Genomic DNA, 26877 nt, shown 5'->3' with positions numbered 1-26877 from the left:
AAATGGGGGCGTGTTGCCGGATAATGCGCCGACAACCATGCAAGCAGAGGATGCACCAGTAATGGGGGCAGAGCGCAGCAACCACAAGGCCGATCCGGGCCTGGAACCGTCACGCCCGCGCCGCTGGCGCTGGAAGTACCTGCTGTGGCTGCCCGTGCTGTTCGTGGTGGGCAGCGTGCTGCAGGTCGTGGTGCTGCGCGTGGTCGATCCGCCGCTGTCCACGGTGATGCTCTGGCGCTACGGCGAGGCGCTGGGCCAGGGCGACTGGCGCTACCGGCTGCATTATCAGTGGCGCGACCTGGACCAGATGGCGGCCAGCCTGCCGATCTCGCTGGTGGCAGCGGAGGACCAGCGCTTCCCGGAGCACAACGGGTTCGACCTGCAGGCGATCGAGAAGGCGCGTGACCACAATGCGCGCGGTGGCCGGCTCCGGGGCGCCAGCACGATCAGCCAGCAGGTGGCCAAGAATCTGTTCCTGTGGCAGGGCCGCAGCTGGATCCGAAAGGGCCTGGAGGTCTGGTACACGGTATTGATCGAGGCGCTGTGGCCGAAGTCGCGGATCCTGGAGATGTACGCCAACATCGCCGAGTTCGGCGATGGCATCTACGGCGCCCAGGCCGCGTCCCGGCAGTTCTGGAACAAGGACGCGGCGCGCCTGACCCCGGGCGAGAGTGCGAAGCTGGCGGCGGTGCTGCCCGCGCCGCGCCGCTACAGCGCCGCCAGGCCCGGGCCCTACGTACAGCGCCGCGCTGCGTGGATCCAGCGCCAGGCACGCCAGCTGGGAGGCGGTGCCTACCTCGATGACAACTGACGATGCATGCGCGTGACGGCGCAACGGTACACTCCGCGCATGCCTGCCCAACGCCTGACCCTGGTCATTGCCGCCCACAACGAAGCCATGGCGCTGCCCCTGCTGCACCCGCGGCTGCGTGCGGTGCTGGATGGGCTGGACGGTATCGATGGCCGGATCGTCTACGTGGACGACGGCAGTACCGATGCCACCTGGCGGGTGATGCAGCAGCTGGCGGCCGATGATGCGGCGGTGGGCCTGCTGCGCCTGTCGCGCAACTTCGGCAAGGAAACCGCCTTGACCGCTGGGTTGGACAGGGTCGAGGACGGTGCGGTGATGATTCTCGACGCCGATGGCCAGGATCCGCCGGAACTGATTCCCGACTTCGTCGCGCTGTGGCAACAGGGGTACGACAACGTCTACGGGACGCGCCTGGTGCGCGACGGCGAGGGCTGGCTGAAGCGCAGCACCGCGGCGGCGTTCTATCGGGTGATCGGGCGTCTGTCGAAGACGCCCATTCCGGCCGATACCGGCGATTTCCGCCTGCTCTCACCGCGTGCGCTGCAGGCGCTGGGTCAGTTGCGTGAACGCCACCGGTTCATGAAAGGGCTGTTCGGCTGGGTCGGCTTCCGGCGCAAGGCGCTGCCGTACCACCGGCAGGCGCGGATGGTCGGCAACAGCAAATTCGGGCTCTGGAAGCTGTGGAATCTGGCGCTGGAAGCGATCACCAGTTTCTCCACGGTACCGCTGCGCGCCGCCACCTATCTCGGGCTGGCCACGGCCACCGCCGCGTTCGTGTTCGGCATGTGGGTGGTGGTGAAGGCGGCACTGTACGGCGACCGGGTGGCCGGCTATCCCACCATGATGGCGGTGATCCTGTTCCTGGGGGGCGTGCAGCTGATCGCGCTGGGCCTGATCGGTGAATACCTGGGCAGGCTGTATGAGGAATCCAAGCAGCGGCCGCTGTACCTGATTGACACCTGGCAGGCACCGTTCGTGGCAGACTCGGCCCTGCATCCCATCGGTGGAGAGCAGCGAGATGACCACGGTACGACAGCTGTTGGAAGGCAAGTCCCCTGAGGTTTTCGCAGTAGCCCCGGAATCGGCGGTGATCGACGCGATCCGGCTGATGGCCGAGAAGGGCATCGGCGCGGTGCTGGTGATGGAAGGCCGGCAGCTGGTCGGCATCCTGTCCGAGCGCGATTACGCACGCAAGATCGTGCTGCACGAGCGGTCCTCGCGCACTACCCGGGTCAGCGACATCATGACCGCCAAGGTCGTCACCGTTGCGCCGGGCGAGCAGGTGGAGCACTGCCTGCAACTGGTCACCGACTACCGCATCCGGCACCTGCCGGTGGTGGACGGCAGCGGCGTGATCGGGGTGATCTCGATCGGCGATCTGGTGAAGTCGGTGATCGACGAGCAGGCGCAGAAGCTGGACCAGCTGCAGCAGTACATCGTGGCAGGCTGATCGCCGCCCGCCAGCGCCGGTCGTGGACCGGCGCGCGGGACGTGTTCATTTCGCGTAGCGGCCACCACAGTTCGAATCTTCACCCGGCCCGGTTTCGATCGTGGCCAGCAGGGCGGCAGGCGGGGCGATGCTGCCCAGCGTGAGCGCGATCACGCCGCGCACGCCCAGTGCCTTGAAGTCGGGGCGGAACGAGGGATCCTTGAACGTGCCGCCGATGCGCAGCGGCGAACGCAGCGCCAGGATGCTGATGTCCTTGGGGCGCGGACGCAGCAGCAGGTCGAGCTTTTCCTGCTTGAGGTCCACTGTGCCTTCGCCAAGGATCAGCGTATCGGTGGTGTCGAAGGCCAACTGCTGCGAGGTCATGACGCCACGTGCCACGCCGAAGTCGCCCCAGGCGCAGCGCAGCGGAATCTGCTTGTCGCCGGTGAACAGGAACTTCAGCGATTCGGCCACATCCAGGCCGGCCAGCTCCATGATCAGGTTGCCGACATGGCCGCGGCCGATGCCGATCGCAACGGAGCCATCCGAGCTGCCAAGCATCGCCGCGACGGAGTTGCCGGTCCCGCTCAGGTTGACCTCGCCACTGATGCCGCCGGACGCCTGCTCGGCAAGCTTGGCATCGGGGAACAGGCCGCCGAGCTGCACCTTGCGGATGCTGGCCTTGAATTGGGTGGCAATGGTCGGCTTGCGCGCATCCATGCGGATGGTGCTGCGGATGTCGCCGCCCGCAACGCCGAAGTTCAACGGCTCCAGCCGCAGCAGGCCGTCGTCGAGCTTGAGGTGCGCATCCATGTCATCCAGCGGCAGTACCGGAGAATTGATGCGCTGTGCCTTCCACCGCACATCGGCGTCCATCGCGCGCAGCTTGCCCAGGTTGTACGGCGTATCCGGCAGTACCTTGGCCTTCACGGCGAGCGCGGCGGCCTCGGCCTTCTGCTCGGCGTTTGCCGATTCACCGGCACCGGTCTTGGGCGGTGCACCGATGAAGCCGGCCAGATCGTCGAAGTCGAGCCGCTTGGAGACCAGATCGGCCTTCAGCAACGGGCGATCTCCACCCACTTCGATCTGGGCGGTGCCGCCAAGATCGCTGTCACCGGCCACGCCGGTGAAGTTCTCGTAGCGCCAGATATCGTTGTTGCGCTTGAGCCTGCCCTTGAGCCGGTACGGTGGGGTGGACGGAATCGCCAGGCCGATCAGCGGATACAGGTCTTCCATGTCCTGGCCACTCAGGGCCAGATCAAGATCGAAAGTGCGCAGTGCAAACGGGTTGGTGAGGGTGCCGCTGGCAATGGCGTGGGTATTGCCGGCGCGGCCGTCCAGGTGGATGCGGAACGGATGATCGCTGTTGGTCAATTCCAGCGGCGATTCGGTATTGCCGTCCAGGGTGAACGGATTGCCCTGCCAACGGCCCTTGCCGTTGACCAGCAGGGGCGGGGCACCATCCGCGTTGCGCGGCTTGCCGCTGGTGAGGGCAACGAGAATGTCGGTCTTGCCGGCAGCATCCAGGAACTGCAGTCTGCCGTCCTCGACCAGCAGACGACGCAGCACCGGCGGGTTGCCGTCGCTGGGCCCCAGGAAATCCCAATTGCCGGGCTGATCCTTGCCGGGCGCGGTTTCAAGCAGCAGGTCCGGGCGGGTCAGGCGAATTTCGGGAATCTGGATGTCACCCCGCAGCAGCGGCCAGGCGCGCAGATCAATCTCGGCCCGGTCGGCACTGGCCATGCGCGGCTTCTTGGACCATTCGGCGTTGGCAAAGGTCAGCCCATCGGCGCGCACGGTCAGGGTGCGCCCCAAGTCAACATCCAGGTTGCCGCCAATACGGAATTCGCGCCCGGTTTTGGCCTGCACGGCGCGCTCAACCGGCCCCTTGAACCAGTTCCAATCCCACAGCGCGATGACCACCAGCACCAGCGCAAACAGGAACACCAGCACCGCCAGCCAGCGTTGCCCCCGCTTGCCAGGGCGGCGCAGGCGCCAACGTGAGCGGGAGGAGGGAGTAGGCGACGCAGGAGCGGGAACGGTATTCACCCACCCATCCTTGCCCGTTCTTCGTGCACGTAACGCGAAGCTTACGTAAGCGATACGTCAGCGAGGTGAGCTTGCAGAACGTGCAAGCCCCCTTTTGTTAAGGGGGCGCGCCTACAGGCGCGGGGATAGGTGGCACGCCCACGGGGCCCAATCCTGCGAAGCAGGATTGGGTGTCACTTCATAGCGGAAACCGCGCCGGTGCTACAGCACCTGCGCGGTTACCGCTATGAAGTGACAGACGCTGCCGCCGATGACGAACAGGTGCCAGATGGCGTGGGAGTAGGGGATCGATTCGCGGTGGTAGAAGTAGGTGCCGAGCGTGTAGGAGAGGCCGCCGGCGAACAGCCAGCCCAGTGTCCAGCCGTCGATCGAGGACCACATCGGCTTGATCGCCACCAGCACCATCCAGCCCATCGCGATGTAGATGATGGTCGAGAGCAGCTTGAAGCGGCCGGTGAAGAAGAGTTTGAAGATCACCCCGGACACCGCGAGCGCCCATATCGCCGTGAACATGCCCCAGCCCCAGGGACCGCCGCGCAGGCCGATCAGCGTGAACGGCGTGTACGTGCCGGCGATCAGCAGATAGATCGCGCAGTGGTCGAACACCTTCAGGCGACCCTTGGCGACCGGGTGCTGGATCGCGTGGTAGAGCGTGGAGGCCGTGTAGAGCAGCAGCAGGGCCACGCCGAACACGATCGCGCTGGCCAGCTGCCAGGCGTCGCCGTAGATCGCGGCAAGGGTGATCAGCACCGCGCTGCCAGCCAGTGCGGCAACGGCGCCCAACCCGTGGGTCAGGGCGCTGGCGATTTCTTCACGTACGGAAGCAACTGAGGTCATGGCGATGAGATTGCGCGGGGAGGGGGACCCGCTCCCCCCTATCATCGCCGTGATGACGCGCGCTTGCACGCGCCATCGTCCAACGCCCGGTCAGCCGTCAGCCGACCGAGACGCTGTGGGCGGCTTCGCGGGTTGCCGCGAAGCGCACGTCCGGCGCGCGTTCCTGCGCCAGCTGCAGGTTCACCCGGGTCGGGGCCAGGTACACCAGCTGGCCGGCAGCGTCGATGCTGAGGTTGCTGGCGTTCTTTTCGCGGAACTCTTCCAGCTTCTTCTCGTTGCTGCAGGTGACCCAGCGCGCCGTCGTGACGCTGACCGGCTCGAAGCTCGCTTCCACGCCGTACTCGTCCTTCAGGCGGTAGGCCGCCACGTCGAACTGCAGTACGCCGACCGCGCCCAGGATCAGATCGTTGCTCATGAGCGGGCGGAAGAACTGCGTGGCGCCTTCCTCGGACAGCTGCGCCAGGCCCTTCTGCAGCTGCTTGAGCTTCAGCGGATCGCGCAGCCGCGCGCGGCGGAACAGTTCCGGGGCGAAGTTCGGGATGCCGGTGAAGCTCACCGCCTCACCCTCGGTGAACGTGTCGCCGATGGAAATGGTGCCGTGGTTGTGGATGCCGATGACATCGCCCGGCCAGGCCTCGGCCGCGATCTCGCGGTCGCTGGCCATGAAGGTCAGCGCATTGGCCAGCTTCATGTCCTTGCCCGTGCGCACGTGGAAGGTCTTCATGCCCGCCACGAAGCGGCCCGAACAGATCCGCATGAAGGCCACCCGGTCGCGGTGCTGGGGGTCCATGTTGGCCTGGATCTTGAACACGAACCCGGTCAGCTTGTTTTCCTGCGGGGCGATTTCGCGGCCCGTGGTGGCGCGCGGCTGCGGCGACGGCGCGTGCTCGACGAAGAAGTCCAGCAGCGGCTGCACGCCGAAGTTGTTCACGCCCGAGCCGAAGAATACCGGCGTCTGACGGCCCGCCAGGTAGGCCTCCAGATCGAACGGATGGCTCGCACCCTGCACCAGTTCCAGTTCGTCGCGCAGATCGGCCAGCATGCGCTCACCGATCTTCTCGGCCAGGCCGGGCGAGTCGATCGACGGGAAGATGGTCGAGTCCTGGCGGGTGAAGTTGCGGCCCTGTTCGTACAGATGGACTTCGCCGCTGATCAGGTGCACCACGCCCTTGAGGCGCTGGCCCATGCCGATCGGCCAGGTCACCGGCGCACACTGGATGCCCAGCACGCTCTCGACTTCATCCAGCAGGTCGATCGGCTCCTTGCCTTCGCGGTCGAGCTTGTTGATGAAGGTCATGATCGGCGTGTCGCGCAGGCGGCACACCTCCATCAGCTTGATTGTGCGCTCTTCCACGCCCTTGGCGACGTCGATCACCATCAGCGCCGAGTCGACCGCAGTGAGCACGCGGTAGGTGTCCTCGCCGAAGTCGGCGTGGCCCGGGGTGTCGAGCAGGTTGACGATCTTGCCTTCGTACGGGAACTGCATCACCGAGGAGGTGACCGAGATTCCGCGTTCCTTTTCCAGCGCCATCCAGTCGGAGGTGGCATGGCGGGCCGCCTTGCGGCCCTTGACCGAACCGGCCATCTGGATCGCGCCGCCGAACAGCAGCAGCTTTTCGGTCAGCGTGGTCTTGCCGGCGTCAGGATGGGAAATGATGGCGAAGGTGCGGCGGCGCGCAGCTTCGGTAGCGACTTCGGACATGGCGTGACGCGCCCGCCCGGGGCGCTCTTCAAAGAGATAAGCCGGCGATTATACCGGGCCGCCGCGGTCGGCGGGTCAGGGCGACGCGGCCCGGCCGGGGTCGGTCTCTTCACGCGCGAAGTGGAGCTCACCCTGCGGGGCCACGATCCGTACCGGAATCGAGCGCAGCTGCATGCCCACATTGGCCTGCACCACGAAGTGCAGGTGCGGCGCGGTGCTGTAGCCGGTGTTGCCCGAGACCCCGATGCGCTGGCCGGCCTCGACCCGTTGCCCGCTGCGGACCAGCACCCCGTTGGCCTGCAGGTGGGCGTAGACGGCCATGCTGCCGTCTTCGTGCAGCACCCGGATGAAGTTGGCGCGCTCGCGGTCGCGCGCCGGGTCGCGGCCATTGGCGGTGAAGTTGCCCTGTACCTGCATCACCTTGCCGGCGCGTGCGGCCAGCACCGGCGTGCCTTCCGGCAGCGCGAAGTCGACCGCGTCGCGGTTCTCGGCGTCGGTATGGCTGAATCGTCCCTGCGGCGCCTGGGTCACCTGGAAGCGCTTGGCGTCGAAGGGCAGCTGGTAAGCCACGTCGCGCGGCTGCGCGGCCGGGTCGCCCGGTACCGCATCCAGCAGCAGGTTGAGGCCCTGGGTGTCTGGGGGCAACTGCAGGCGCACCACCACCACGCTGGCCGAACCGGGCAGCACCGCCTGCATCGGCAGCCCCGGCAGCAGCGCGGCCCCGCTGTCCTGGCGCAGGGCGACCTGCACCGGCCCGGCCAGATGGTTGTCCACCCGGGCCTGCCAGCGGCTGGCGCCGCCTTCCAGCTTGATCGACGCGATGTTGCCGGCGGTCGGACCCTGCGTGGCCCCATCGGCCGGCCTGACCAGGCCCCAGCCGGAGCGCCACTCGGGTGCCGCAGTGGTGCCGGCCGCCAGCGAGACCAGCGGGCACAGCATCAGGGACAGCAGCAGGATCCGGCGCATCGTCGATCTTCCAGTGAGGGTGCGCGGACTCTACGCAACTGCATTCGTTCAGGAAAGAGGCCCGTTAGCCGCCGCATCCGGCCTGATGACAAAAAACTATATCGCTTCATCCCGATGAAAGGATTGACACGCTGCCGGGAGGCTGGCATCGTGGCTCCACCATCGAGACCGGCAGAGGGACAGGCCCTTTGAAGCCGGGGCAGCCCGCAGGCGCGCAAGCGACCTGCGTAGGTGCCAAATCCTGCGGGGACCGTGGTGTCTTCCGAAAGATGGTTCGAACCGTGCACCGTACGTGCACTTCGAACGCGAGCTCCGCGAAAGCTCGATGGCCGTTTCTCCTTATCGGGATACCGCCATGAGCTTCGCCACTGCCGCTGTTGCCACCGACTCCTTCGCCCCCTTGAGCGTTCCGGTTGATGCCGGGCGCAGCGCCGTGCGCGGTGAACTCGGCGCGATCCTGTCGATGCGCCATGGCGGCCCCCGTCCGGTACGACTGCGCTACGAACTGGTGGGCCGTGCCGACGCACCGGTGGTGGTCCTGGCCGGTGGCATCTCGGCGCACCGCCACGTTGCCGCCAACACCGAGTTCCCCGAAAAGGGGTGGGCCGAGGGCCTGGTCGATGCCGGGCGCACGCTCGATCCGGCGTCGCTGCGCATCCTTGCCTTCGACTTCATCGGTGCCGACGGTGCACTGGACCTGCCGATCGATACCGCCGACCAGGCCGATGCGCTGGCGCTGCTGCTCGACCATCTCGGGATCGCCCGGTTGCACGCCTTCGTGGGCTACTCCTATGGCGCGCTGGTCGGCCAGCAGTTCGCGGTGCGCCATCGCCAGCGGCTGCTGAAACTGGTGGCGGTCAGCGGCGCGCATCGCCCGCATCCCTATGCCGCCGCCTGGCGCGCGCTGCAGCGCCGGGCCGTTGCACTGGGCCAGCTGCAGTGCGCCGAAAGCCATGGGCTGGCGTTGGCCCGGCAGTTCGCCATGCTCAGCTACCGCACGCCGGAAGAATTCGGCGAGCGTTTCGATGCGCCGCCGGAAGTCGTCAACGGCCGTGTACGCGTGGCCGCAGAAGACTACCTGGATGCGGCGGGCGCGCAGTATGTCGCCCGCACGCCGGTCGAGGCGTACCTGCGGCTGTCCGAATCCATTGACCTGCACCGGGTCGACCCCGCGGCGATCAGCGTGCCCACCGTGGTGGTGGCCGTCGAAGGCGATCGCCTGGTGCCGCTGGCCGACCTGGTCAGCCTGGTCGAAGGGCTGGGCCCGCGCGGCAGCCTGCGCGTGCTGCGCTCGCCGTACGGCCACGACGCCTTCCTGAAAGAAACCGATCGCATCGACGCGATCCTCGCCACCGCATTTCGTACCCCGGGAGAAAACGCATGAGCCTGTCCGCCGGTTCCGAACCGTCCTGTAGCCGTGTCACCGCCGCCGTGCGCGCCGGTATCGACCGCGATACCGCGCATGGGGCGGTGACCCCGCCGATCGTGCTGTCGTCGAACTTCAGCTTCGACGGCTTCGGCAACAAGCGCCAGTACGACTACACGCGCAGTGGCAACCCGACCCGTGACCTGCTGGGCGAGGCGCTGGCCGAGCTGGAAGGCGGTGCCGGTGGCGTGATCACCTCCACCGGCATGGGCGCGATCAACCTGGTGCTCAACGCGCTGCTGCAGCCGGGCGACACCCTGGTGGTACCGCACGATGCGTATGGCGGCAGCTGGCGCCTGTTCAACGCGTTGGCCAGGAAGGGTCACTTCAACCTCGTCACCGCCGACCTGACCGACCCGCGTTCACTGGCCGACGCGCTGGCCGGGTCGCCCACGCTGGTGCTGATCGAAACCCCGTCCAACCCGCTGCTGCGCATCACCGACCTGCGCTTCGTGATCGATGCCGCCCACAAGGCCGGCGCGAAGGTGGTGGTGGACAACACCTTCCTGTCACCGGCACTGCAGCAGCCGATCGCCTTCGGGGCCGATGTGGTGCTGCACTCGACCACCAAGTACATCAACGGCCATAGCGACGTCGTCGGTGGTGCGGTGATCGCGCGCGAGCCTGCGCTGCACGAGCAGCTGGTGTGGTGGGCCAATGCGCTGGGCCTGACCGGATCGCCGTTCGACGCGTTCCTGACCCTGCGCGGACTGCGCACGCTGGGCGCGCGCCTGCGCGTGCACCAGGAAAACACCGTTGGCATCGTCGCGCTGCTCACCGCCAGCGATGCGGTGGCGAACGTGTACTACCCCGGCCTGCCCGAGCATCCGGGCCATGCCATCGCTGCACGCCAGCAGAGCGGTTTCGGCGCCATGCTGTCCTTCGAACTGGCCTCGTGCCCGGGCGACGATCCGCACGCGGCGGTGCGCGCCTTCGTCGATGGCCTGCGCTGTTTCACCCTGGCCGAATCGCTGGGCGGCGTGGAAAGCCTGGTGGCCCATCCGGCCACCATGACCCACGCGGCCATGACCGCCGAAGCGCGTGCGCACGCCGGCATCGGCGAGGGCCTGCTGCGCCTGTCGGTTGGCATCGAAGCCGTGGAAGACCTGGTCGCTGACCTGCAGGCCGGGCTGGAACGCGCGCAGGCCGTGATCGACCTGCAGTCGCAGGCGGCACGGCGCAAACAGGTGGACGCATGAGCGCGGTGATCCCGTTCGCCCGTGAGCTGCCGCGACGCCTGGCGTTGCTGGGCACCGGCACGGTCGGTACGGCGTTCGTGCATCGGTATCAGTCGCTGCAGTCGCGCGGCATCGAGCTGCCGCGGTTCTCCTGGCTGGCCAATTCGCGCACGGCACGTGCCTGCGAACAGTTGCCCGAACATGCGCTGGAACAAGCCAACCGTGCCCAGCGCGGCACGCCGGCGCTGCAGCCCTGGGCCGAGGCCGACGGCCTGCAGCGTGGGGACGTGGTGGTGGATGCCACCGCCAGTGACGAGGTGGCCAACTGGCACGAGCACTGGCTGGCGCGTGGCGTGCACGTGGTCACCGCCAACAAGCTGGGGCGGGGCGCGCAGCTGGCACGGGCGCAGGCCATCGCCGACAGCGGCCATGGCGGCGGCGCGCGCTATGGCGACAGCGCCACCGTGGGCGCCGGCCTGCCGCTGCTCAGCAGCCTGCGCAGCCTGGTCGCGGGTGGCGACCGCATCCACCGGGTGGAAGGGGTGTTGTCCGGCTCATTGGCCTGGCTGTTCCATCACTACGACGGGCAGCGTCCGTTCTCGGCCTGGGTGCGCGACGCCGTCGACGCGGGCTATACCGAACCGGATCCGCGGGTGGACCTGTCCGGCGAAGACGTGCGGCGCAAGCTGCTGATCCTGGCACGCGCCAGTGGCATTGCGCTGCGGGCCGAGCAGGTGCAGGTCGCATCGCTGGTTCCCGATGCACTGGCCGTGTTGCCCGTCGCCGCGGCCATCGACCAGCTGTCGCTGCTGGATGCACCACTGCAACGGCAGTGGGAGCAGGCCCAGGCGCAGAACGGCTGCCTGCGCTTCATCGGCGGCTTCGACCGTGATGGCGCCCGTGTCGGCCTGCGCATCGTGGCGCTGGACCATCCCCTGGCCGGCGGCGCCCAGACCGACAACCGCGTGGCCATCCACAGCGACCGCTACAGCGCCCAACCGCTATTGATCCAGGGGCCAGGTGCAGGCGCCGACGTAACCGCAGCGGCGCTCCTCGACGATGTGCTGCGGATAGCTGGCGCGTAGAGCCACGCCCTGCGTGGCTGCTCTTCGTTCCGGCACCGCGCAGCCACGCAGGGCGTGGCTCTACGCCCGTGGTAGTCCGGACACTGCGGAGGCGGACGCGATCACTTCCTGCCCGACAACGCCTTCAACAGCGCCGCATTGAACCGCTCCGGATCCTGCACCTGCGGCGAATGGCCCAGATCGTCGAAGCTCACCAGCGTCGGGTAGTCGCCCAACGTGGCCTTCAACCCTGCCGGTGCGAGGTCACGGCCGATCGCGGTCCGGTCCTTCTGGCCGATGAAGAGCGTGGTGGGCACCGTGATCCTGTCCAGCTCGTAGACCACCGGCTGGTTGAACACCATGTCCGAGGTCAGCGCCTGGCTCCACGCAACGGCTTCTTTACCGGGACCGGCGTACATGCCGGCCTGCATGCGTGCCCAGTGCTCGTACTCCGGCGTCCAGTCGCCGTTGTAATACACATCCAGCTGATACTTCTTGATGCTGTCGAAGCTGGTCTTCAGCTCGTTGGCATACCACGCATCCACGCTGCGCCACGGCACCCCCTTGGCCTTCCAGTCCTCCAGGCCGATCGGATTGACCAGCGCAAGCTGGCGCAGCCGCTGCGGGTACATCAGCGCATAGCGTGCCGCGAGCATGCCGCCCATCGAATGCCCGACCAGGTCCACCTGGGTCGTGTCCAGCTTGAGATGGGCGAGCAGGGCCTGGGTATTGGACGCCAGCTGGCCGAACGAATACTGGTAGCGCAGCGGCTTGCTGGACTTGCAGAACCCGATCTGGTCAGGCGCGATCACCCGGTACCCGGCCGCGCTCAACGCCTTGATCGTGTCGCGCCAGGTGCCCGCGCAGAAGTTCTTGCCATGCAGCAGCACGACGGTGCCGGCCATCGCCCGGCCGGCCGGCGGCACGTCCAGGTAGGCCATTTCCAGCGGCTGGCGCTGCGATTCGAAGCTGAAGGTCTTGACCGGCCAGCCGTAGTCGAACGTCTGCAGGCGCGCGTCGTAGGTGTCGGCGGCAAGGCTGGTCAGGGGCAGGCAGGCAAGCAGGGCGGCGGCCAGGATGCGCATGGCGGTCTCCAATGGGGGAGCCCCGAGGATAACCGCCTGCCGCGACGCGCGGCAGCCCGCGCGTGACCGATCAGCACTCGATGACGTTCACCGCGAGGCCGCCGCGGCTGGTTTCCTTGTACTTGTCCTGCATGTCGCGGCCGGTGTCGCGCATGGTCTTGATCACCTTGTCCAGCGACACCTTGTGCTTGCCGTCGCCGCGCATCGCCATGCGCGAGGCGTTGATCGCCTTGACCGCGCCCATGGCGTTGCGCTCGATGCACGGAATCTGCACCAGGCCGCCGATCGGGTCGCAGGTGAGGCCAAGATTGTGCTCCATGCCGATCTCGGCGGCGTTCTCGATCTGGCTCGGGTTGCCGCCCAGCGCGGCGACCAGGCCGCCGGCGGCCATCGAGCAGGCCACGCCGACCTCGCCCTGGCACCCTACCTCGGCGCCGGAGATCGAGGCGTTTTCCTTGTACAGGATGCCGATGGCGGCAGAGGTCAGCAGGAAATCGAACACGCGCTGCTCGTTGGCGCCCGGGCAGAAGCGGTCGAAGTAATGCAGTACCGCCGGCAGCACGCCGGCCGCGCCATTGGTCGGCGCGGTGACCACGCGGCCGCCGGCGGCATTTTCCTCATTGACCGCCAACGCGTACAGGTTCACCCAGTCCAGCGTGGTGAGCGGATCCCGCATGGCCGCTTCCGGCTTGGACGACAGTTCGCGGTACAGCGCCGGCGCACGGCGCGAGACCTGCAGGCCGCCGGGCAGGGTGCCTTCCTGGCGGATGCCGCGGGCCACGCATTGCTGCATGGCCTCCCAGATCTCGCGCAGCTGCTCGCGGATCTCGTCTTCGGTGCGCCAGCATTTCTCGTTCTCGAACATCATCTGCGCAATGCTCAGGCCGCTGCGGGCGGTCTGTGCGAGCAGCTCGTCACCGCTCTTGAACGGATAGGGCAGCGGTGTTTCATCCGGCACGATGCGATCGTCGGCGGCGTCGTCCTGGTTGACCACGAAGCCCCCGCCGACCGAGTAGTAGTCACGGGTGGCGATCACCTGTTCCTGCGCGTCATACGCCGTGAAGCGCATGCCATTGGTGTGGTACGGGAGTTTCTGGCGCTTGTTCAGGCCCAGGTCGCGTTTCTCGTCGAAGGCGATCTCGTGGGTACCCATCAAGCGGATGCGCTTGCTGCCGCGGATGCGTTCCAGGGTGTCGGGAATGATGTCCGGGTCGATCAGGTTCGGGCGCTGCCCCTCCAGGCCGAGCAGGACCGCCTTGTCGGTGCCGTGACCGCGGCCGGTCAGCGCGAGCGAGCCGTAGACGTCGGCGCGGATGCGCACCACGTCCTGCAGGCAACCGGGGTCCAGCAGCCAGCGGTGCACGAAGCGTTCGGCGGCCTTCATCGGTCCCACAGTGTGCGAGGAGCTCGGGCCAATGCCGATCTTGAAAACGTCGAACGTGCTGACAGCCATGATTGCCAAACTGCGGGTATCGGATGGAGCGCTATTCTATGCTCTTCGCGGCAGCCACCCTGGCTGCGGCGCACCATTTCGGCGTGCCGCCTTCCCCGGGTGCCACGGCCTGCCTGGCAAGGACCCGACCGATGTTCACCCTCTACCAGCGTGACGACTGCCATCTGTGCGATCTGGCCCTCGCGGTTCTGGCCGAGGCGAGGGTGCGTGGGCTGAACAGCGTGTTCATCGACGAGGATCCGACGCTGGACCAGCGCTACGGTGCGCGCGTCCCGGTCCTGCGTGACGCGCAGGGCCGGGAGCTGGATTGGCCCTTTGACGCCCGCGCGGTGGCTGCGTTCGTCGCGGTGGTGCCGGCCGGGGGCCGGCTCGCCTGATCGTTGACCGCGGGGAGCCGGCCAGCGGCCCCACCGGGTTTACTTCGCCTGCAGTTTTACGATCGTGCTGATGGCGGTGTCGTCCGGGATGGTCTTGGTGTCCTTCCAGTCGCCTTGGCCCACGCCGAAGTCCAGGCGCTTGACCGTGGCCTTGCCGGTCAACACCGGGTTGGCGCCCGGCGTCCACGCGAAGGTGAAGGTGACCGGCTTGCTCACGCCGCGCAGTTCCAGCGTGCCATTGGCCACGTACGTGTTGTCACCGCTCTTGGTAAAGCCCTTCGCGGTGTACTTCGCGGTGGCGAACTGAGCCACGTTGAAGAAGTCCGCCGTCTGCAGGGTCGAATCGCGGTCACCGTTGCCGGTCTTGGCGCCCGCCAGCGGAATGGTCACGTCCAGCGTACCGGCGGCGGGCTTGGCCGGATCGAAGCTTACCCGGGTGGAGAAGCCCGGGAAGCTGCCGGAGAAGACTTCGCCGTCGTACTTGGTGGCGAAGGCCAGGTGCGAACCTGCGCCCGGCGCCTGCACGTAATCGGCGGCCAGCACCGGGGCGGTGGCCATCAATCCGGCCAGGGCAGCGGCGACGGCCGCGGGAGAGGTGAGCTTGATGTTCATCGTCAATCCTTCTGGGGGGAAGCGAGCCAGCCCTGCGGCAACATGCGCGCAAGGGTGGCATCGCGTTGGAAGAGGTGGTGGTACAGCGCGGCACCGGCATGGGCGACCACCACGGCGATCAGCACCCAGAAGCCCCACTCGTGGATGGCATGGGAGATATCACGCGCGGCCGGATCCGGGGCGACCAGCTTCGGCACATCCACCAGCCCGAACCAGCGGAACGGACGCAGGCCACTGGCCGAATCGTAGATCCAGCCGGACAACGGCAGCGCGAACATCAACACATACAGCAGCCAGTGCGTGGCCGAGGCGATACGTTCCTGCCACGTGGGCGTGCCGGGCACCGGCTCGGGGGCGCCGGCATACAGGCGCCAGCCCAGGCGCAGCGCCACCAGCGCCAGCACGGTGATGCCCAGCGACTTGTGCGCGGTGTAGACCCAGAAGTACTTCGGGGTGCGCGGCAGTTCGCCCATGGTCAGGCCGACGATGCCCAGCGCGAGAATGAGCAGCGCAATGAGCCAATGCAGGCCCTGGCTGATGCCGCCCCAGCGGTCACGGGTGTTTCGGGTGGTCATGGCGAGCGCTTCCGGGCGGGCGAGGAGGATGGGGTGTCGGAGTCATCGGCCGGTGCGGGAGTTCCCGCGTCGTCGACGGACGGTGTGTCCTGCGGATCGGTGGCGTTGCGGTCGCGCAGTGCTTCGGCCTCGATACGCAGCTGCACGTTGTCGCCGATCATCGACGGCCACCCATCCACGCCGAATGCGCTGCGGCTGAGCGTGGCGGTGGCCGAGAAGCCGGCGGTACGACGAAACGGCGGCAGCGGGTGGCGCTTCAGTGCATTGAGGGTGACGGCCAGCTCGACCTCACGGCTTACCCCGTGCAGTGTCAGCTGCCCGATCACGCGGGCGTGCTGCGGATCGACCGGCTCGACGCGGGTGGAGACGAAGGTTGCGTCGGGATGGCGCTCGGCATCGAGCAGGTTGCGCGCCAATGCGGCCTTGTTCCATTTGTCATCGCCCAGATCGAGCCGCTGCAGCGGCACGCGCACCGACAGGCTGGCCGTGGTCCAGTCGTCCGGATCGAACGACAGCGTGCCTTCACTGCCCGACACGGTGCCCAGCGCATGCGAGAAGCCGGCATGTTCCACCGCGAACATCACCCGGGTATGCACCGGGTCCAGACGATAGGTTTCGGGCGCGGCGGCGGCCGCCGTCGAGGCAGCGCACAGCAGCAGGGCAAGGGTCAGGCGTTTGATCACGGCCGGCTCCAGAAGCGGTCGGGCCGATAATACGCGCTGTTCCGTGATGGCTGGCAGCTCCATGGATGCAACAGATCGTGGTGGCCCCGGCGCGTCCAGCGGGACGTTGCAACGGCCGCTGTGTGACAATCGCAGGCTACAGGGAGAACTCGATGGCAGTGGGCACGCGCGGCTGGCGGGCAGGCATCGTGCTGCTGGCACTGGCGTTGTATTCGGTGTCATCAGTGTTGTGGGCCGCAGGGACATCGGCAGAAACACCCCGGATGCGCCGCCTCGGTGCGGCCGAAGGCATGCCCTCGCGCATGGTGCTCGCGCTGGCGCAGGATCGCCAGGGCTATATCTGGGCGGCCACCGACGATGGCCTGGCCCGTGTCGATGGCGTGGGCCTGCGCGTGTGGCGGCATGAGCCGGACGACCCGGGTTCGCTGCCCGGCAATGAGATCGAGACGCTGCTGATCGATCCACTGGACCGGGTCTGGGTTGGCAGCAATGGCGTCGGGCTGAGCATGCTGGGACCGGGGCGCGAGCGCTTCGAGCGCTTCCCCGAGCTCAACGAGCGCTGCGAGGGACAGTTCTGGTCCCTGGCCTACGCGGCCAAGTCGCTGTGGATCGGTACCAACCGCCATGGCATCTGCCGGCGCGACGAGGACGGCACGCTGCTGCAGTACCGCGCCGATCCAGCCGACCCGCGCAGCCTTCCCGACGACACCATCTACAGCCTGCTGACCGATCCCCAAGGGCGCGTGTGGGTGGGCACCGGCAGCGGCGTGGCACGGTGGGACGGCCGTGGCTTCACCCGCATCGCACCGGCCGTGCTGGGCAGCAAGAGCGTGTTCCGCCTGACCCGCGACCCGGACGGCACGGTCTGGGCCGGTACCGAAGGCGGCCTGTTCCGTATCGGCGTCGACGGCAGCGTGCGCCCGGCACCGTGGACGCTCGGTGCCGACGTGCGCGCCGCCACGGTCGTGCATGACCGCAACGGCGGCTACTGGCTGGGCACCGCAGACGGCCTGTATCGCGGCGATGAGCACACCCTTCGCCTGCTTGCCGGCGATGGTGGCAGTGGCTTCCTGACCGAACGCAGCGGCGTGCTGGACATGCTGCAGGACCACGAAGGCGGCCTGTGGGTGGCCATGCTGACCCAAGGCCTGGCCTACCTGCCACCGGACTGGAAGCGCTTCTCGACCTGGTACCAGCTCGAGGGCAAGCCGCTCGACAGCGTCTACCTGCTCGGCGTGGCCGCCGCGGGCAACGCGTATTACATTGCCGGCGCGCATGGGCTGTACCACCTGGACGACACGGGGCGCCTGCGCCAGATCGCCGACGACAAACAGCTCGGTGTGGGCGCCATCTGGTCCGTGCTGCCGCGTGCCGACGGCGCGCTGTGGATCGGCCGGGCCGGCCGGCTGGGCTTGTACCAGCCACAGTCGAAGCAGCTGCGCGAGTGGAAGATCGGCGGGGGAGCCGATGTGCGCCAACGCATCGACCTGATCCGCCAGGCGCCCAATGGCGACCTGTGGCTGTCGATCATGAACTTCGGCATCCAGCGCCGCGACGCGCAGGGCAACCTGCTCGACTCCATCCGTATCGAAGAGGGCCGGGGGTTGACCGAGAACCCGGTGGAGCAGATGGCGTTCGACCCGCGCGGCCAGCTGTGGATCATGGGCGACATGGGCCTGATGCGCTGGCAGCAGGACCGTTTCGAACGCGTACCCGGCGTCTCCGAGGGCATGGTCTACGACATCGCGTGGGCGGGTCCGGATGACGTGTGGATGGCGCGCGACGGCAGACTGGAGCGCTACCGCTGGGACGGATTGAGCATGACCCTGCGCGAGCGCGTCGGGGCCGCGCAGGGCCTGCCGCCGGTGTCGATGGGCGGTGTGGTGCTCGGTCGCAATGGCCAGGTCTGGGCGACCACGCCGCGTGGCCTGGTGTGCTGGCATTCCACGGAGCGGCGCCTGCGGCTGTACGGCGAACGCGATGGGCTGCCGGATGTCGAGTTCAGCGGACGCCCGCCGGTGCGCGCCGCCGATGGGCGGGTGCTGGCCGTGACGGCGACCGGGCTGGTGGGGTTCGACCCGGATGCCGCCGACCTGCAGCTGCCGCCCTCGCAGCTGGTGATCGACACCATCCAGGTGCGCCGCGACGACGCCGAGGGTCAGCAGTCGCTGCCGGTCAATGCGCCGGTGCTGCTGGGGCCGGACGATCGCGACCTGATCATCTCCGCGCGGTTGCTGTCGTATGCCAGCCCCATGGGCAACCGCTACCGTTACCGCGTCTCGGGCTACGACCAGAACTGGGTGATGCAGAGTGCCGAGGGCGAGCGCCTGCTTTCGCGGCTGCCGTCAGGCCAGTACGCCATCGACGTACAGGCGGCCACGCCACACGGCGCGTGGACGCCGTCGCGCACCATCAGTGTGCAGGTGCAGCCGCCCTGGTGGCGCAGCGGCTGGGCCATTTTCGGTTACCTGATCCTGTGGCTGCTGTTGATCGCGGTACTGCTGCTGGTCGCACGCGCACGGCTGCGCCGACGCCAGCAGTGGCAGTTGACCGTGCACAAGCAGCAGATCGCCGAACAGGCCTCGCAGGCCAAGAGCCGCTTCCTGGCCACTCTGGGGCACGAAGTGCGTACACCGATGACCGGTGTGCTGGGCATGAGCGAACTGTTGCTGGCCACGCCGCTGGACGAGCTTCAGCGCGGCTATGCCGCGTCCATCCAGCACGCCGGCACCCACCTGCTGCGGCTGGTCAACGATGCGCTGGACCTGGCACGCATCGAGGCGGGCCGGCTGGAGCTGGACATCCGTCCGTTCGACCTGATGTCGATGCTGACCCAGGTGGAAGCGCTGATGGAACCGATGGCGCATCACCGCGGCCTGGCCTTCGAACGCAGCTTCAACCTGCCCGGTCCGGTGCAGGTCAGCGGCGATGAGATGCGGGTCCGGCAGATCCTGATGAACCTGCTGGGCAATGCCATCAAGTTCACCGAGCAGGGCCACGTCGGCCTGGGGATCGAACTGCTCGGCGAGGGCCTGGGCGTTGTGTTCGAGGTGTCCGACACCGGACCGGGCATCAACGAGGACCAGCAGCATCGGCTGTTCCATCGCTTCGAGCAGGCCGACGGCCCGCGCACCGCCTCGCGCTATGGCGGCAGTGGGCTGGGCCTGGCCATCTGCCAGGAGCTGGCGGTGGCGATGGGCGGACGCATCGGCATCGACAGCCAGCTGGGGCAGGGCGCGCGGTTCACCGTACACCTGCCCCTGCCGTGGCGTGTCCGGGGCGGTGCGGACAACCATGCCCCTCAGGATGGGGCGCGGATCGAGCTGCCGCCACTGCGCATCCTGCTGGTCGAGGACGACGCCACGGTCGCCGAGGTCATCGCCGGCCTGCTGCGCGCGCGCGGGCACACCGTGGTGCACGCGTTGCATGGTCTTGCCGCGCTGTCGGAAATAACGGCTGGCGCCTTCGACGTGGGTCTGCTCGATCTCGATCTGCCCGCGCTGGACGGCATTGCCATTGCCGGGCAACTGCGGGGGATGGGCTATGAGTTGCCGCTCATCGCGGTCACCGCGCGCTCGGACGCGTATGCCGAGCAGCAGGTGCTGGCAGGCGGCTTCGACGGTTTCCTGCGCAAGCCGGTCACCGGCGACCTGCTGGTCGATGCCATCGCGCAGGCCCGTGCGTCCCGCGCGGCCCGCATGCCCGACCGCTGAGCGCGGGCGTCGCCCTTTCATAGTCTGCGTGTTGTCGAATCCTGCAATTGATTTGAAACTTGATTCGCGCTGGTGTGATCTCTTTACAGAACGCATCGTGCAACCTGGCACGGGTGCCTCTACCGTGGCAGGAATGAGAATGATGCCGCTGCGTTAGACGGTGACGCGTCCGCGAGTCGCCCCGCGTGGGCAACTGGCCACCCTGCTGCTGGTCGCGGGGTTGGCCTGGCCGGGTCTGGTCTCCGCCCTCGTCGTGCAGGTGCCGTGGCCGCGCCAGCTTGGCGCCGCCGATGGCCTGCCCGATCCCCACGTACGGGAGATCGCCGAAGATGCGACCGGCTATCTGTGGTTGGCCGGCAGCGATGGGCTGATGCGCTTCGATGGCCAGCGCTACCGTCTTTGGCGGCACGACGAAGGCCTGCCGGACGCCGACGTTCGCACGCTGCACGTCGACGCCCAGGACCGGCTGTGGCTGGGCACGGCGACGCGCGGCCTGGTGATGATGGGCCCCAGCCGCAATGGCTTCCAGCGCGTCGATGCGTCGGCACCGGCGGCGATCCGTACCGGTCACGTGCGTCAGGTGACGAGCACGCGCGACGGCTGGGTCTGGGTGATCGGCGACGACCGGCGCCTGTATGGCTTACCCCCGCGGCAGGCGCGCTGGCAGCATCATCCGTTGAAGGACGACGCGGTGGGCATGCTCGCCCGCGATGCCGCCGGCGCGCTCTGGGCGGGCGCAGGAACGACACTCTGGCGCTGGGACGGGAACGCGTTCCTGACTGTCCCGCTGCCGGTGGTGGCGCCGGTGCAGTCGCTGTGGCCGGACCCGCAGGGCGGCATCGAAGTGGGCACCGCGCGCGGAACCTGGGCGCTTGATGCCGGGCAGCGGGTGCGGGCCGGGCCGCTGCGGACGCGCAGCGTGCTGCGCAGCGCGGATGCGGTCCTCTGGCAGCAGCGCGATGGCGTGCTGCAATGGCGCGATGGTGACCAGGCGCGTCCGGTTGCGCTGCATCCGGCGCCCGGGCCGGTGGTCGTGCGCCAGGCACTGCAGGACCGCCATGGCGATCTGTGGTGGGTGACCGAGCGGCATGGGGTGTGGTGGCTTTCCGCGCGCTGGCGGCAGTTCAGCGCATTGCCTGGCGTGCAGGCAGGCGGGCCTGGATTACGCAGCCCGCCCGCAGTGGCGCTGGCCGCATCGGGCGAACACCATGCCTGGGTGATGGGCAGGGGGGGCCGCCTGCAGCGGTTGGACCTGCGCGACGGGCGCAGCAGCGAGCACATCGGTTACGCGCACGCAGGTGACGGCGCGCTGGCGATCGGCCTGACCGAAGACGCTGCCGGCCGGGTCTGGACGGCCAGCGCGGACCGCCTGGCCCGCTACGATCCCGCTCGCCGCCAGTGGCAGGAATGGCGCACGGGGCTGGGTACGCGCCACGCCGCGATCACCCTGCACCGCTGCGCGGACACGCAGCTGTGGTTGTCGCATCCACAGGCGATACAACAGTGGTCGGCCGCGGGAACGTTGCTGCGCAGTACCGTGCCGGCGGCGCTCGGATTGACCGCCGACGTGCCGGCGCGGCAGCTGCTGTGTACCCGGGATGGCAACGTGTTCGCCACCGATCCGGAGGGAATGATGCGCTGGTCATCGGGCCGTGAGCGGTTCGAGCCGCTCGACGGGGACAGCGGGGGCATGGCGGCGGCAGTAGCCGAAGCCGACGATGGCACGCTATGGGTCAGTCGCCACGGCGCATTGGAACACTATCGCCTTGATCGGGGCCGCCTTCAGCGGCTGCGTCGTGTGGCTGCGGCGGAAGGTTACCCGCAGCTGCGTGCGGACGCGCTTGCGGTAGGCACCGACGGCGCCGCCTGGGCAGGCACGGCGCGTGGACTGGTGCGGGTAGGACCACGCCGGGGCGACGTGCGGCTGCTGGGACATGCGCAGGGCCTGCCGGTGCAGGAAGTACTGGGCCAGGCGCTGCTGCGGCTGGGGTCGGGCGCGTTGCTGGCGAGGATGGGTGAGGGTGGCCTGCTGGCCTTTGATCCGCGTGCGCTGCGTGAGCCCGATCAGGTGCCGGTGCTGGTGGTGGAGGCCATCAGCCGGCGTCGCCAGGGCCGTCTCCTGCCGGTACCGCTGGATGCAGTGCCGGTGTTGCTCAGCACCGCCGATCGCACGGTGCGGGTGGCCGTCAGCCTGCTCGGTCGCGGCGATCCGGATCGCATCCAGTACCGCTTCCGGCTGCTCGGGCAGGACCCCGGCTGGATCGATACCGGTCCGGTCGCCCAGCGACTGTTCGCGCGGCTGCCGCCGGGCGAGCACGTGCTGTTGATGCAGGCACGGCATGCCGAGGGACCCTGGTCGGCGGTGCGGCAGGTATCGCTGCGGGTGGTGCCGCTGTGGTGGGAGACCGGTGCCGGTCGCGCGACGATCGTGGGTGCGCTGTGCACGGTGGCGATCCTGCTGGCCCGCCTGCACCAGCGCCAGCGTCGGTGGCGCGACCGGCGAAGGCAGGCGCGCGCCGGGCGGATACGCGCCGAACAGGACTCGGCGCAACGCAGCCGCTTCCTGGCCGAGCTGGGCCGGCAGGTCCGTTCCCCGCTTACACCCGTGCTGGGGTGGAGCGAGTTGCTGCTGCACTCCCCGCTGTCGCCGATCCAGCGCCAACAGATCGGCAGCCTGCAGCAGGCGGGCCACCACCTGCTGCACCTGATGGACGATGCACTGGACCTGGCCAGCATCGAGTCGGGCCGGTTGCAGCTGCAGGGCGCGCCGTTCGCACTCGAGCCCTTGCTGCGCGAGCTGCATGCGCTGCAGCTGCCGGTCGCACACGGCAAGGGGTTGTCACTGCACTGGAGCAGCACGTTCGATGGGGACGCGTGTTTCCACGGCGACGTGCAGCGCCTGCGCCAGATCCTGCTCAACCTGCTGGGCAACGCAGTGAAGTTCACCGCCCGCGGGCAGGTCTGCCTGAGCGCGCGCGCGGGCCGCGATGGGCAGGGGGTGGTGCTGGGCGTCGACGACACCGGTCCGGGCATGAGCGCCGACCAGGTGCACGGGCTGTTCCAGCGCTTTCGTCAGGCCGAAGGCGCGCAGACGGCGGCCCGGCACGGCGGAAGCGGCCTGGGGTTGGCCATCAGCCGCGACCTCGCGCGGGCGATGGGCGGCGACATCGAGGTCGAAAGCCATCCCGGGCGTGGTACCCGGTTCCAGCTCGTATTGCCGTGGTCGCCAGCGCCCTCGTTGGTGGCGTCGTCGGCGGCGACCGAGACGGCAAGCGGCGGCGACGCGGAGGCGCGCAGCCTGCGGGTGATGGTGCTGCTGCCGTCGGCCGATGCCGCCGACGTGGTCTGTGCGCTGCTGCGTGCACAAGGTCACCGGGTGACCGGGGTGGACGACCTGGACGGATGGATGCGCGATGTCGACCCCGGACCGTGGGACCTGATCGCCGCCGACCCGGACATGCTGGCCGGCGGCGCGCGGCTCAACGCCCGGCTGCCGTGGCTGTGGCCGGGCGTGCCTCGGCTGGCCCTGACACCGCGGGCCGACGCATGCGCCGAACGGGATGCGCGCGCGGGAGGCTTCGATCTGTTCCTGCGTCTGCCCTTGACCAGCGCGCGACTGGCGGCCGGTATCGCGCGATGCCGGGCGCCCGCGTGAGGGAGACATGGGCTGCCGTCGGGAGGACGCTGTGCGGCGTGCTGCTGGGGCTGGCGCTCAGCGGCGCGGCACATGCGACGCCCCACGACGCACAGCGCTTCACCAGCGCCGATGGGCTGCCCTCCAATGCCGTGCACCAGATCGTGGAAGATCGCCATGGTTATCTGTGGTTCGCCACGGAGGACGGCTTGGCGCGTTTCGATGGCCATCGTTTCAAGGTCTGGCGGATCGAGCAGGGATTGGCCGACAACCAGCTGCTGGCCATTGCCTCCGACGCACGCGACCAGTTGTGGATCGGTACCGGCGATGGCCAGCTGATGCGGATGTCTCCCGATCGGGGGCATGTCGAGGTGTTCGACGGCGCGCGTTTCCCGTCGCTGGCGGGCACCGCGATCAGCGTGGTGCTGCCCGCCCCGGACGGCACGATCTGGTTCGGCACGCGCGACGCAGGCCTGTTCCGGCTGGGACCCGAGCGGCGGCTGCGCCAGTACCTGCCCACCCGGCGCGGCGATGGCGTGCCCGATCGCACGGTCGAGCACCTGGCCATGACTGCCGATGGCTCACTGTGGGTGGGGACCCCTCGTGGGCTGGCGCGCTGGCGCGACGGACGCTTCTTCGCGACTGAACCTGGCCTGCTGGGCACCGCGCCGGTGACGGCGCTGGTGGTCGATGCGACGGGGCGGCTCTGGGTGGGGGGCGCGGCAGGGCCGTGGCGATCCGTGCAGGGCGGGCGCCTGGAGCCAGTGGATGCAGGCACCGACGCGCGCGCGCTGGGCGCCGCACGCCGTGGCGGGCCTTGGCTGGGTGACGGGGCACTGCTGTGGCACAGCGATGGCGGACCGCTTTCCGGGGTGGCCCTTGCGCCGGCCGGCAGTCCCGTGCCGCAGTTCCGCGCAGCCCTCGAGGACAGGCACGGCGGCGTATGGCTGCTGGGCGTCCAACGCGGCGTGTGGCGTTTGCCGCCGCACTGGCAGCACTTCATGCCGGCCGAGGCTGCCGTGTCGGCACGGCCGGCCGTGGCGGGGATACGGCTGACACCCGGGCAGCCGATGCAGGCGCTGGTCTGTACCGATGGCAGCCGCTGGCGGATCGGCACGCGGGAGATGGAGCGCCTGCCCCCCGGCGGTGCGCGGGTACGGCGCTGGGCCCGGGAGGATCCGGACAACGCCTGGCCGGAAGGCGCGTCGGCCGTGCACTGCGATGGGGCGCAAGGCCTGTGGTGGGGCGGGCGGCATGGCCTCGCGCGCTGGAGCGCAGGGCGCTTCCATCCAGTGGCCGGCGTGGAGGGCGAGATCAGTGCGCTGCACGTTGCCGACGACGGGGCGCTGTGGGTGGCCGGCGCGGGCCGCGTGGTGCGCTACCAGATCAACGGCAACGTGGCGCGACCCGGCGTGGTCGTGGATGCGCGGCACGGCCTGCCGATGGTGCAGCTGAACGCGTTGGCGACCGACGCGCACGGCGCGGTGTGGGCCACCAGCGCGCGAGGGCTGCTGCGGCTGCGCCCGCGCGAGGGGCAGGTGCGGCTGTACACGCGCAGCGATGGTGTTCCCGAGGCCGTGTTCAACGCAGCGTTGCGGGCAGACGGTGCACATATGCTGGCGCTCCCGGAGGAACGCGCGGCGGTGCGCTTCGATCCCGCAGGATTGGCTGCGTGCCCCGGCGAACCCGCGCTGGTGGTCGAGCGGGTGCAACTGCACCGCGATGGGCAACTGCAGGTGCTGGCGCCGCAGCCCGTGCTGCAGTTGCGACCGGGCGACCGCGACATCCAGGTCGGCATCCGGTTGCTCGGCACGGCGATGGAGGCGGGCCAGCAGTATCGCTTCCGCCTGGGCGGGCTCGACCGCGACTGGATACGCGTGGGAACTACCGGCACCCGCGGATTTCCGCAGCTGCCGCCAGGCGAACACCGCCTGGAGTTCCAGGCACGGCTGCCTGGCGGCGGCTGGTCGGCCACCCACTCCTTGCTGCTGCAGGTAGACCGTAGCGGCTGGCATCACCCGACGACTGTCGGCTTGCGCGCGACTGCCGGCGCATTGCTGCTCGGGGGTGGTTCGTGGGCCGCACTGCGGCGACTGGCGCGGACCCGTCGCGCGCAGGCCTCGGAGCAGCGGCTGGCGCTCGCGCTGCGCACGGCGCACGCCAAAGAGCAGTACCTGGCCACGCTGGGCCATGAGGTGCGGACGCCACTGACCGGCATGTTGGGCATGAGCGAACTGCTGCTCGCTTCTCCGCTGCATGCCACCCAGCGGGCGCAGATGGAGCGCATCCGGCAAGGGGGGCTGCGCGTGCTTCAGCGGGTCAACCAGGCCCTGGACGAAGCACGGCTGGAAGCCGGCTGCGCGCCCGTGCAGTCGTTGCCGTTCGATGTGGCGCAGGTGCACCGCCAGTGGCTGGCCCGGCGGGTGCTGCCCTCGTGCAGGCATGGCACGGCGTTGAGCCTCTGCGTGCATGTGGCGCCGGGGGCGCGCGCGCACGGTGATCCTGACCGTCTGGTCCAGATGCTGGACAGCGTGTCACGCACACTCGGGTCGCGGACGGGGGCCGGGCGCATCATCCTGCAGGTGGGGTGGCGGCCAGGTCGCGAGGGCCTGCTGCTGGACTTCGCGGCCAGCGGAACGGCCGGTCGCCGGATGCCATTCGGACCCGGTGCGGGGAGGGCCATACCGGCGCCGTCGCCGGCGGCCTTGTCCACGGCGTTGGCGCGCGCCAGGCGCATGGCCCGGGCGCTGGGAGGCACGCTGCGTGTCCATGCCGGTGCGGGGCGGCAGTGGCGGGTGCTGGTCAGCCTGCCGATGCCGGCCGACGCGTGCCTGCCGGCGCAGTGTGGGGCCCACGCCGTGGCCCCCTCCGGCCCGGGTCGCCGGGTGCTGCTGGTGGACGGTGATGCGGCCGCCGGCGCGCGCGTTTGCGGGCTGTTGGCCGCGCAGGGGTACCAGGCCGTGCATGCCGCGCACGCGCTGGCGGCGTTGACCGAACTGGCGTCCGCGCCCGTGGACCTGGTGCTGTTGGATCTGGCGTTGCCCGGTGTCGACGGGCTCTCGCTGCTCGGGATGCTGCGCGCCCAAGGGGTGAGTGCCCCGGTGCTGGTGATGAGCGACCGGGACACGCCCGGGCTGGAGGGGCAGGTCACCGCCGCCGGGGGCGCGGCACTGCTGCGCAAGCCCGCCTGCACCGCCACGCTGCAGGCCGCGCTGGACAAGGCCTGGCCTGGCTGACGGTTCGTCGCCGCCGGGCGAAGCGTTTACCATCTACCCCAGCGGGC

19 protein-coding genes and 1 riboswitch are annotated in these 26877 nt (G+C 69.0%); of the genes, 10 read left to right on the top strand and 9 right to left on the bottom strand.

Annotated elements, in window-relative coordinates:
• Positions 1 to 61: 61 nt before the first annotated feature.
• The 3 genes from mtgA to AC3ITN_RS14570 are packed head-to-tail and all read left to right on the top strand — an operon-like array spanning position 62 to position 2261.
• A complete protein-coding gene (gene mtgA, locus AC3ITN_RS14580; RefSeq protein ID WP_489390963.1) occupies positions 62 to 811 on the top strand; it encodes a monofunctional biosynthetic peptidoglycan transglycosylase in 750 nt (249 codons plus the stop codon).
• A gap of 39 nt (positions 812 to 850) precedes the next feature.
• Positions 851 to 1870 carry a glycosyltransferase family 2 protein gene (locus AC3ITN_RS14575; RefSeq protein WP_313346760.1) on the top strand — a complete coding sequence of 340 codons (1020 nt, stop codon included), beginning with the start codon at positions 851 to 853 and terminating at the stop codon, positions 1868 to 1870.
• On the top strand, positions 1830 to 2261 hold the full coding sequence (locus AC3ITN_RS14570) for a CBS domain-containing protein (RefSeq protein ID WP_313346763.1): 432 nt from the start codon (positions 1830 to 1832) through the stop codon (positions 2259 to 2261). Before AC3ITN_RS14575 ends, AC3ITN_RS14570 begins: the two co-directional genes overlap by 41 nt.
• A gap of 45 nt (positions 2262 to 2306) precedes the next feature.
• Here the strand turns inward: AC3ITN_RS14570 and AC3ITN_RS14565 are convergent, their stop codons facing one another.
• From AC3ITN_RS14565 to AC3ITN_RS14550, 4 genes are all read right to left on the bottom strand, one after another.
• On the bottom strand, positions 2307 to 4289 hold the full coding sequence (locus tag AC3ITN_RS14565; RefSeq protein ID WP_489390962.1) for an AsmA family protein: 1983 nt from the start codon (positions 4287 to 4289) through the stop codon (positions 2307 to 2309).
• A 201-nt stretch (positions 4290 to 4490) separates the two neighbouring features.
• Positions 4491 to 5126, bottom strand: a complete 636-nt coding sequence (gene trhA, locus AC3ITN_RS14560) for a PAQR family membrane homeostasis protein TrhA (protein ID WP_489390961.1) — start codon at positions 5124 to 5126, stop codon at positions 4491 to 4493.
• Between the two features lie 97 nt (positions 5127 to 5223).
• Positions 5224 to 6828, bottom strand: coding sequence for a peptide chain release factor 3 (locus tag AC3ITN_RS14555; RefSeq protein WP_313346768.1), 1605 nt, complete (start codon positions 6826 to 6828; stop codon positions 5224 to 5226).
• Between the two features lie 75 nt (positions 6829 to 6903).
• Positions 6904 to 7794, bottom strand: a complete 891-nt coding sequence (locus AC3ITN_RS14550; protein ID WP_489390960.1) for a M23 family metallopeptidase — start codon at positions 7792 to 7794, stop codon at positions 6904 to 6906.
• A gap of 156 nt (positions 7795 to 7950) precedes the next feature.
• A riboswitch (SAM riboswitch) is annotated at positions 7951 to 8070 on the top strand.
• 79 nt (positions 8071 to 8149) lie between these two features.
• Here AC3ITN_RS14550 and metX point away from each other — a divergent pair.
• Genes metX through AC3ITN_RS14535 form a run of 3 tightly spaced genes read left to right on the top strand, consistent with a single transcriptional unit; the run spans position 8150 to position 11483 of the window.
• Positions 8150 to 9178 carry a homoserine O-succinyltransferase MetX gene (gene metX, locus AC3ITN_RS14545; protein WP_489390959.1) on the top strand — a complete coding sequence of 343 codons (1029 nt, stop codon included), beginning with the start codon at positions 8150 to 8152 and terminating at the stop codon, positions 9176 to 9178.
• Positions 9175 to 10419 carry an O-succinylhomoserine (thiol)-lyase gene (locus AC3ITN_RS14540; protein WP_489390958.1) on the top strand — a complete coding sequence of 415 codons (1245 nt, stop codon included), beginning with the start codon at positions 9175 to 9177 and terminating at the stop codon, positions 10417 to 10419. The genes metX and AC3ITN_RS14540 overlap by 4 nt, the downstream gene beginning before the upstream one ends.
• Positions 10416 to 11483, top strand: coding sequence for a homoserine dehydrogenase family protein (locus AC3ITN_RS14535; protein WP_489390957.1), 1068 nt, complete (start codon positions 10416 to 10418; stop codon positions 11481 to 11483). The genes AC3ITN_RS14540 and AC3ITN_RS14535 overlap by 4 nt, the downstream gene beginning before the upstream one ends.
• A gap of 101 nt (positions 11484 to 11584) precedes the next feature.
• Here the strand turns inward: AC3ITN_RS14535 and AC3ITN_RS14530 are convergent, their stop codons facing one another.
• Together AC3ITN_RS14530 and AC3ITN_RS14525 are read right to left on the bottom strand one after the other, a co-directional pair.
• Entirely contained in the window at positions 11585 to 12547 is a 963-nt protein-coding gene (locus AC3ITN_RS14530) for an alpha/beta fold hydrolase (RefSeq protein ID WP_489390956.1), read from the bottom strand.
• Between the two features lie 70 nt (positions 12548 to 12617).
• The gene (locus AC3ITN_RS14525) at positions 12618 to 14000 is read right to left on the bottom strand and encodes an L-serine ammonia-lyase (protein ID WP_313346784.1); all 1383 of its coding nucleotides are present in this window, start codon (positions 13998 to 14000) and stop codon (positions 12618 to 12620) included.
• A gap of 131 nt (positions 14001 to 14131) precedes the next feature.
• Between AC3ITN_RS14525 and AC3ITN_RS14520 the strand changes: the two genes are divergently transcribed.
• A complete protein-coding gene (locus AC3ITN_RS14520; RefSeq protein ID WP_313346786.1) occupies positions 14132 to 14377 on the top strand; it encodes a glutaredoxin family protein in 246 nt (81 codons plus the stop codon).
• 39 nt (positions 14378 to 14416) lie between these two features.
• Here the strand turns inward: AC3ITN_RS14520 and AC3ITN_RS14515 are convergent, their stop codons facing one another.
• Genes AC3ITN_RS14515 through AC3ITN_RS14505 form a run of 3 tightly spaced genes read right to left on the bottom strand, consistent with a single transcriptional unit; the run spans position 14417 to position 16247 of the window.
• The gene (locus AC3ITN_RS14515) at positions 14417 to 14989 is read right to left on the bottom strand and encodes a YceI family protein (protein ID WP_489390955.1); all 573 of its coding nucleotides are present in this window, start codon (positions 14987 to 14989) and stop codon (positions 14417 to 14419) included.
• Between the two features lie 2 nt (positions 14990 to 14991).
• Positions 14992 to 15564 (bottom strand): cytochrome b, encoded by a 573-nt coding sequence (locus AC3ITN_RS14510; protein ID WP_489390954.1) that lies wholly within the window; start codon positions 15562 to 15564, stop codon positions 14992 to 14994.
• Complete coding sequence (locus AC3ITN_RS14505; RefSeq protein ID WP_489390953.1) at positions 15561 to 16247, bottom strand: YceI family protein; 687 nt, start codon at positions 16245 to 16247, stop codon at positions 15561 to 15563. The genes AC3ITN_RS14510 and AC3ITN_RS14505 overlap by 4 nt, the downstream gene beginning before the upstream one ends.
• A 152-nt stretch (positions 16248 to 16399) precedes the next feature.
• On the opposite strand from AC3ITN_RS14505, the gene AC3ITN_RS14500 reads away from it, so the two are divergent.
• The 3 genes from AC3ITN_RS14500 to AC3ITN_RS14490 all read left to right on the top strand — a co-directional run bounded on the left by AC3ITN_RS14500 (position 16400) and on the right by AC3ITN_RS14490 (position 26830).
• Positions 16400 to 19960 (top strand): hybrid sensor histidine kinase/response regulator, encoded by a 3561-nt coding sequence (locus AC3ITN_RS14500; protein WP_313346797.1) that lies wholly within the window; start codon positions 16400 to 16402, stop codon positions 19958 to 19960.
• Positions 19961 to 20120: 160 nt separating this feature from the next.
• Positions 20121 to 23615 (top strand): ATP-binding protein, encoded by a 3495-nt coding sequence (locus AC3ITN_RS14495; protein ID WP_489390952.1) that lies wholly within the window; start codon positions 20121 to 20123, stop codon positions 23613 to 23615.
• Positions 23612 to 26830 carry a two-component regulator propeller domain-containing protein gene (locus AC3ITN_RS14490; protein ID WP_489390951.1) on the top strand — a complete coding sequence of 1073 codons (3219 nt, stop codon included), beginning with the start codon at positions 23612 to 23614 and terminating at the stop codon, positions 26828 to 26830. The genes AC3ITN_RS14495 and AC3ITN_RS14490 overlap by 4 nt, the downstream gene beginning before the upstream one ends.
• Positions 26831 to 26877: the final 47 nt, after the last annotated feature.

It is taken from the genome of Stenotrophomonas sp. KH_036_B (assembly GCF_057839485.1).
This window is presented reverse-complemented; position numbering and strand designations above follow the sequence as displayed.

Bases quoted from the DNA above. Each gene is read 5' to 3' on its own strand.
- AC3ITN_RS14550 (WP_489390960.1), bottom strand. From the start codon at position 7,794: ATGCGCCGGATCCTGCTGCTGTCCCTGATGCTGTGCCCGCTGGTCTCG.
- mtgA (WP_489390963.1), top strand. From the start codon at position 62: ATGGGGGCAGAGCGCAGCAACCACAAGGCCGATCCGGGCCTGGAACCG.
- AC3ITN_RS14555 (WP_313346768.1), bottom strand. From the start codon at position 6,828: ATGTCCGAAGTCGCTACCGAAGCTGCGCGCCGCCGCACCTTCGCCATC.
- AC3ITN_RS14570 (WP_313346763.1), top strand. From the start codon at position 1,830: ATGACCACGGTACGACAGCTGTTGGAAGGCAAGTCCCCTGAGGTTTTC.
- AC3ITN_RS14530 (WP_489390956.1), bottom strand. From the start codon at position 12,547: ATGCGCATCCTGGCCGCCGCCCTGCTTGCCTGCCTGCCCCTGACCAGC.
- AC3ITN_RS14575 (WP_313346760.1), top strand. From the start codon at position 851: ATGCCTGCCCAACGCCTGACCCTGGTCATTGCCGCCCACAACGAAGCC.
- trhA (WP_489390961.1), bottom strand. From the start codon at position 5,126: ATGACCTCAGTTGCTTCCGTACGTGAAGAAATCGCCAGCGCCCTGACC.
- AC3ITN_RS14510 (WP_489390954.1), bottom strand. From the start codon at position 15,564: ATGACCACCCGAAACACCCGTGACCGCTGGGGCGGCATCAGCCAGGGC.
- metX (WP_489390959.1), top strand. From the start codon at position 8,150: ATGAGCTTCGCCACTGCCGCTGTTGCCACCGACTCCTTCGCCCCCTTG.
- AC3ITN_RS14500 (WP_313346797.1), top strand. From the start codon at position 16,400: ATGGCAGTGGGCACGCGCGGCTGGCGGGCAGGCATCGTGCTGCTGGCA.
- AC3ITN_RS14515 (WP_489390955.1), bottom strand. From the start codon at position 14,989: ATGAACATCAAGCTCACCTCTCCCGCGGCCGTCGCCGCTGCCCTGGCC.
- AC3ITN_RS14520 (WP_313346786.1), top strand. From the start codon at position 14,132: ATGTTCACCCTCTACCAGCGTGACGACTGCCATCTGTGCGATCTGGCC.
- AC3ITN_RS14540 (WP_489390958.1), top strand. From the start codon at position 9,175: ATGAGCCTGTCCGCCGGTTCCGAACCGTCCTGTAGCCGTGTCACCGCC.
- AC3ITN_RS14525 (WP_313346784.1), bottom strand. From the start codon at position 14,000: ATGGCTGTCAGCACGTTCGACGTTTTCAAGATCGGCATTGGCCCGAGC.
- AC3ITN_RS14535 (WP_489390957.1), top strand. From the start codon at position 10,416: ATGAGCGCGGTGATCCCGTTCGCCCGTGAGCTGCCGCGACGCCTGGCG.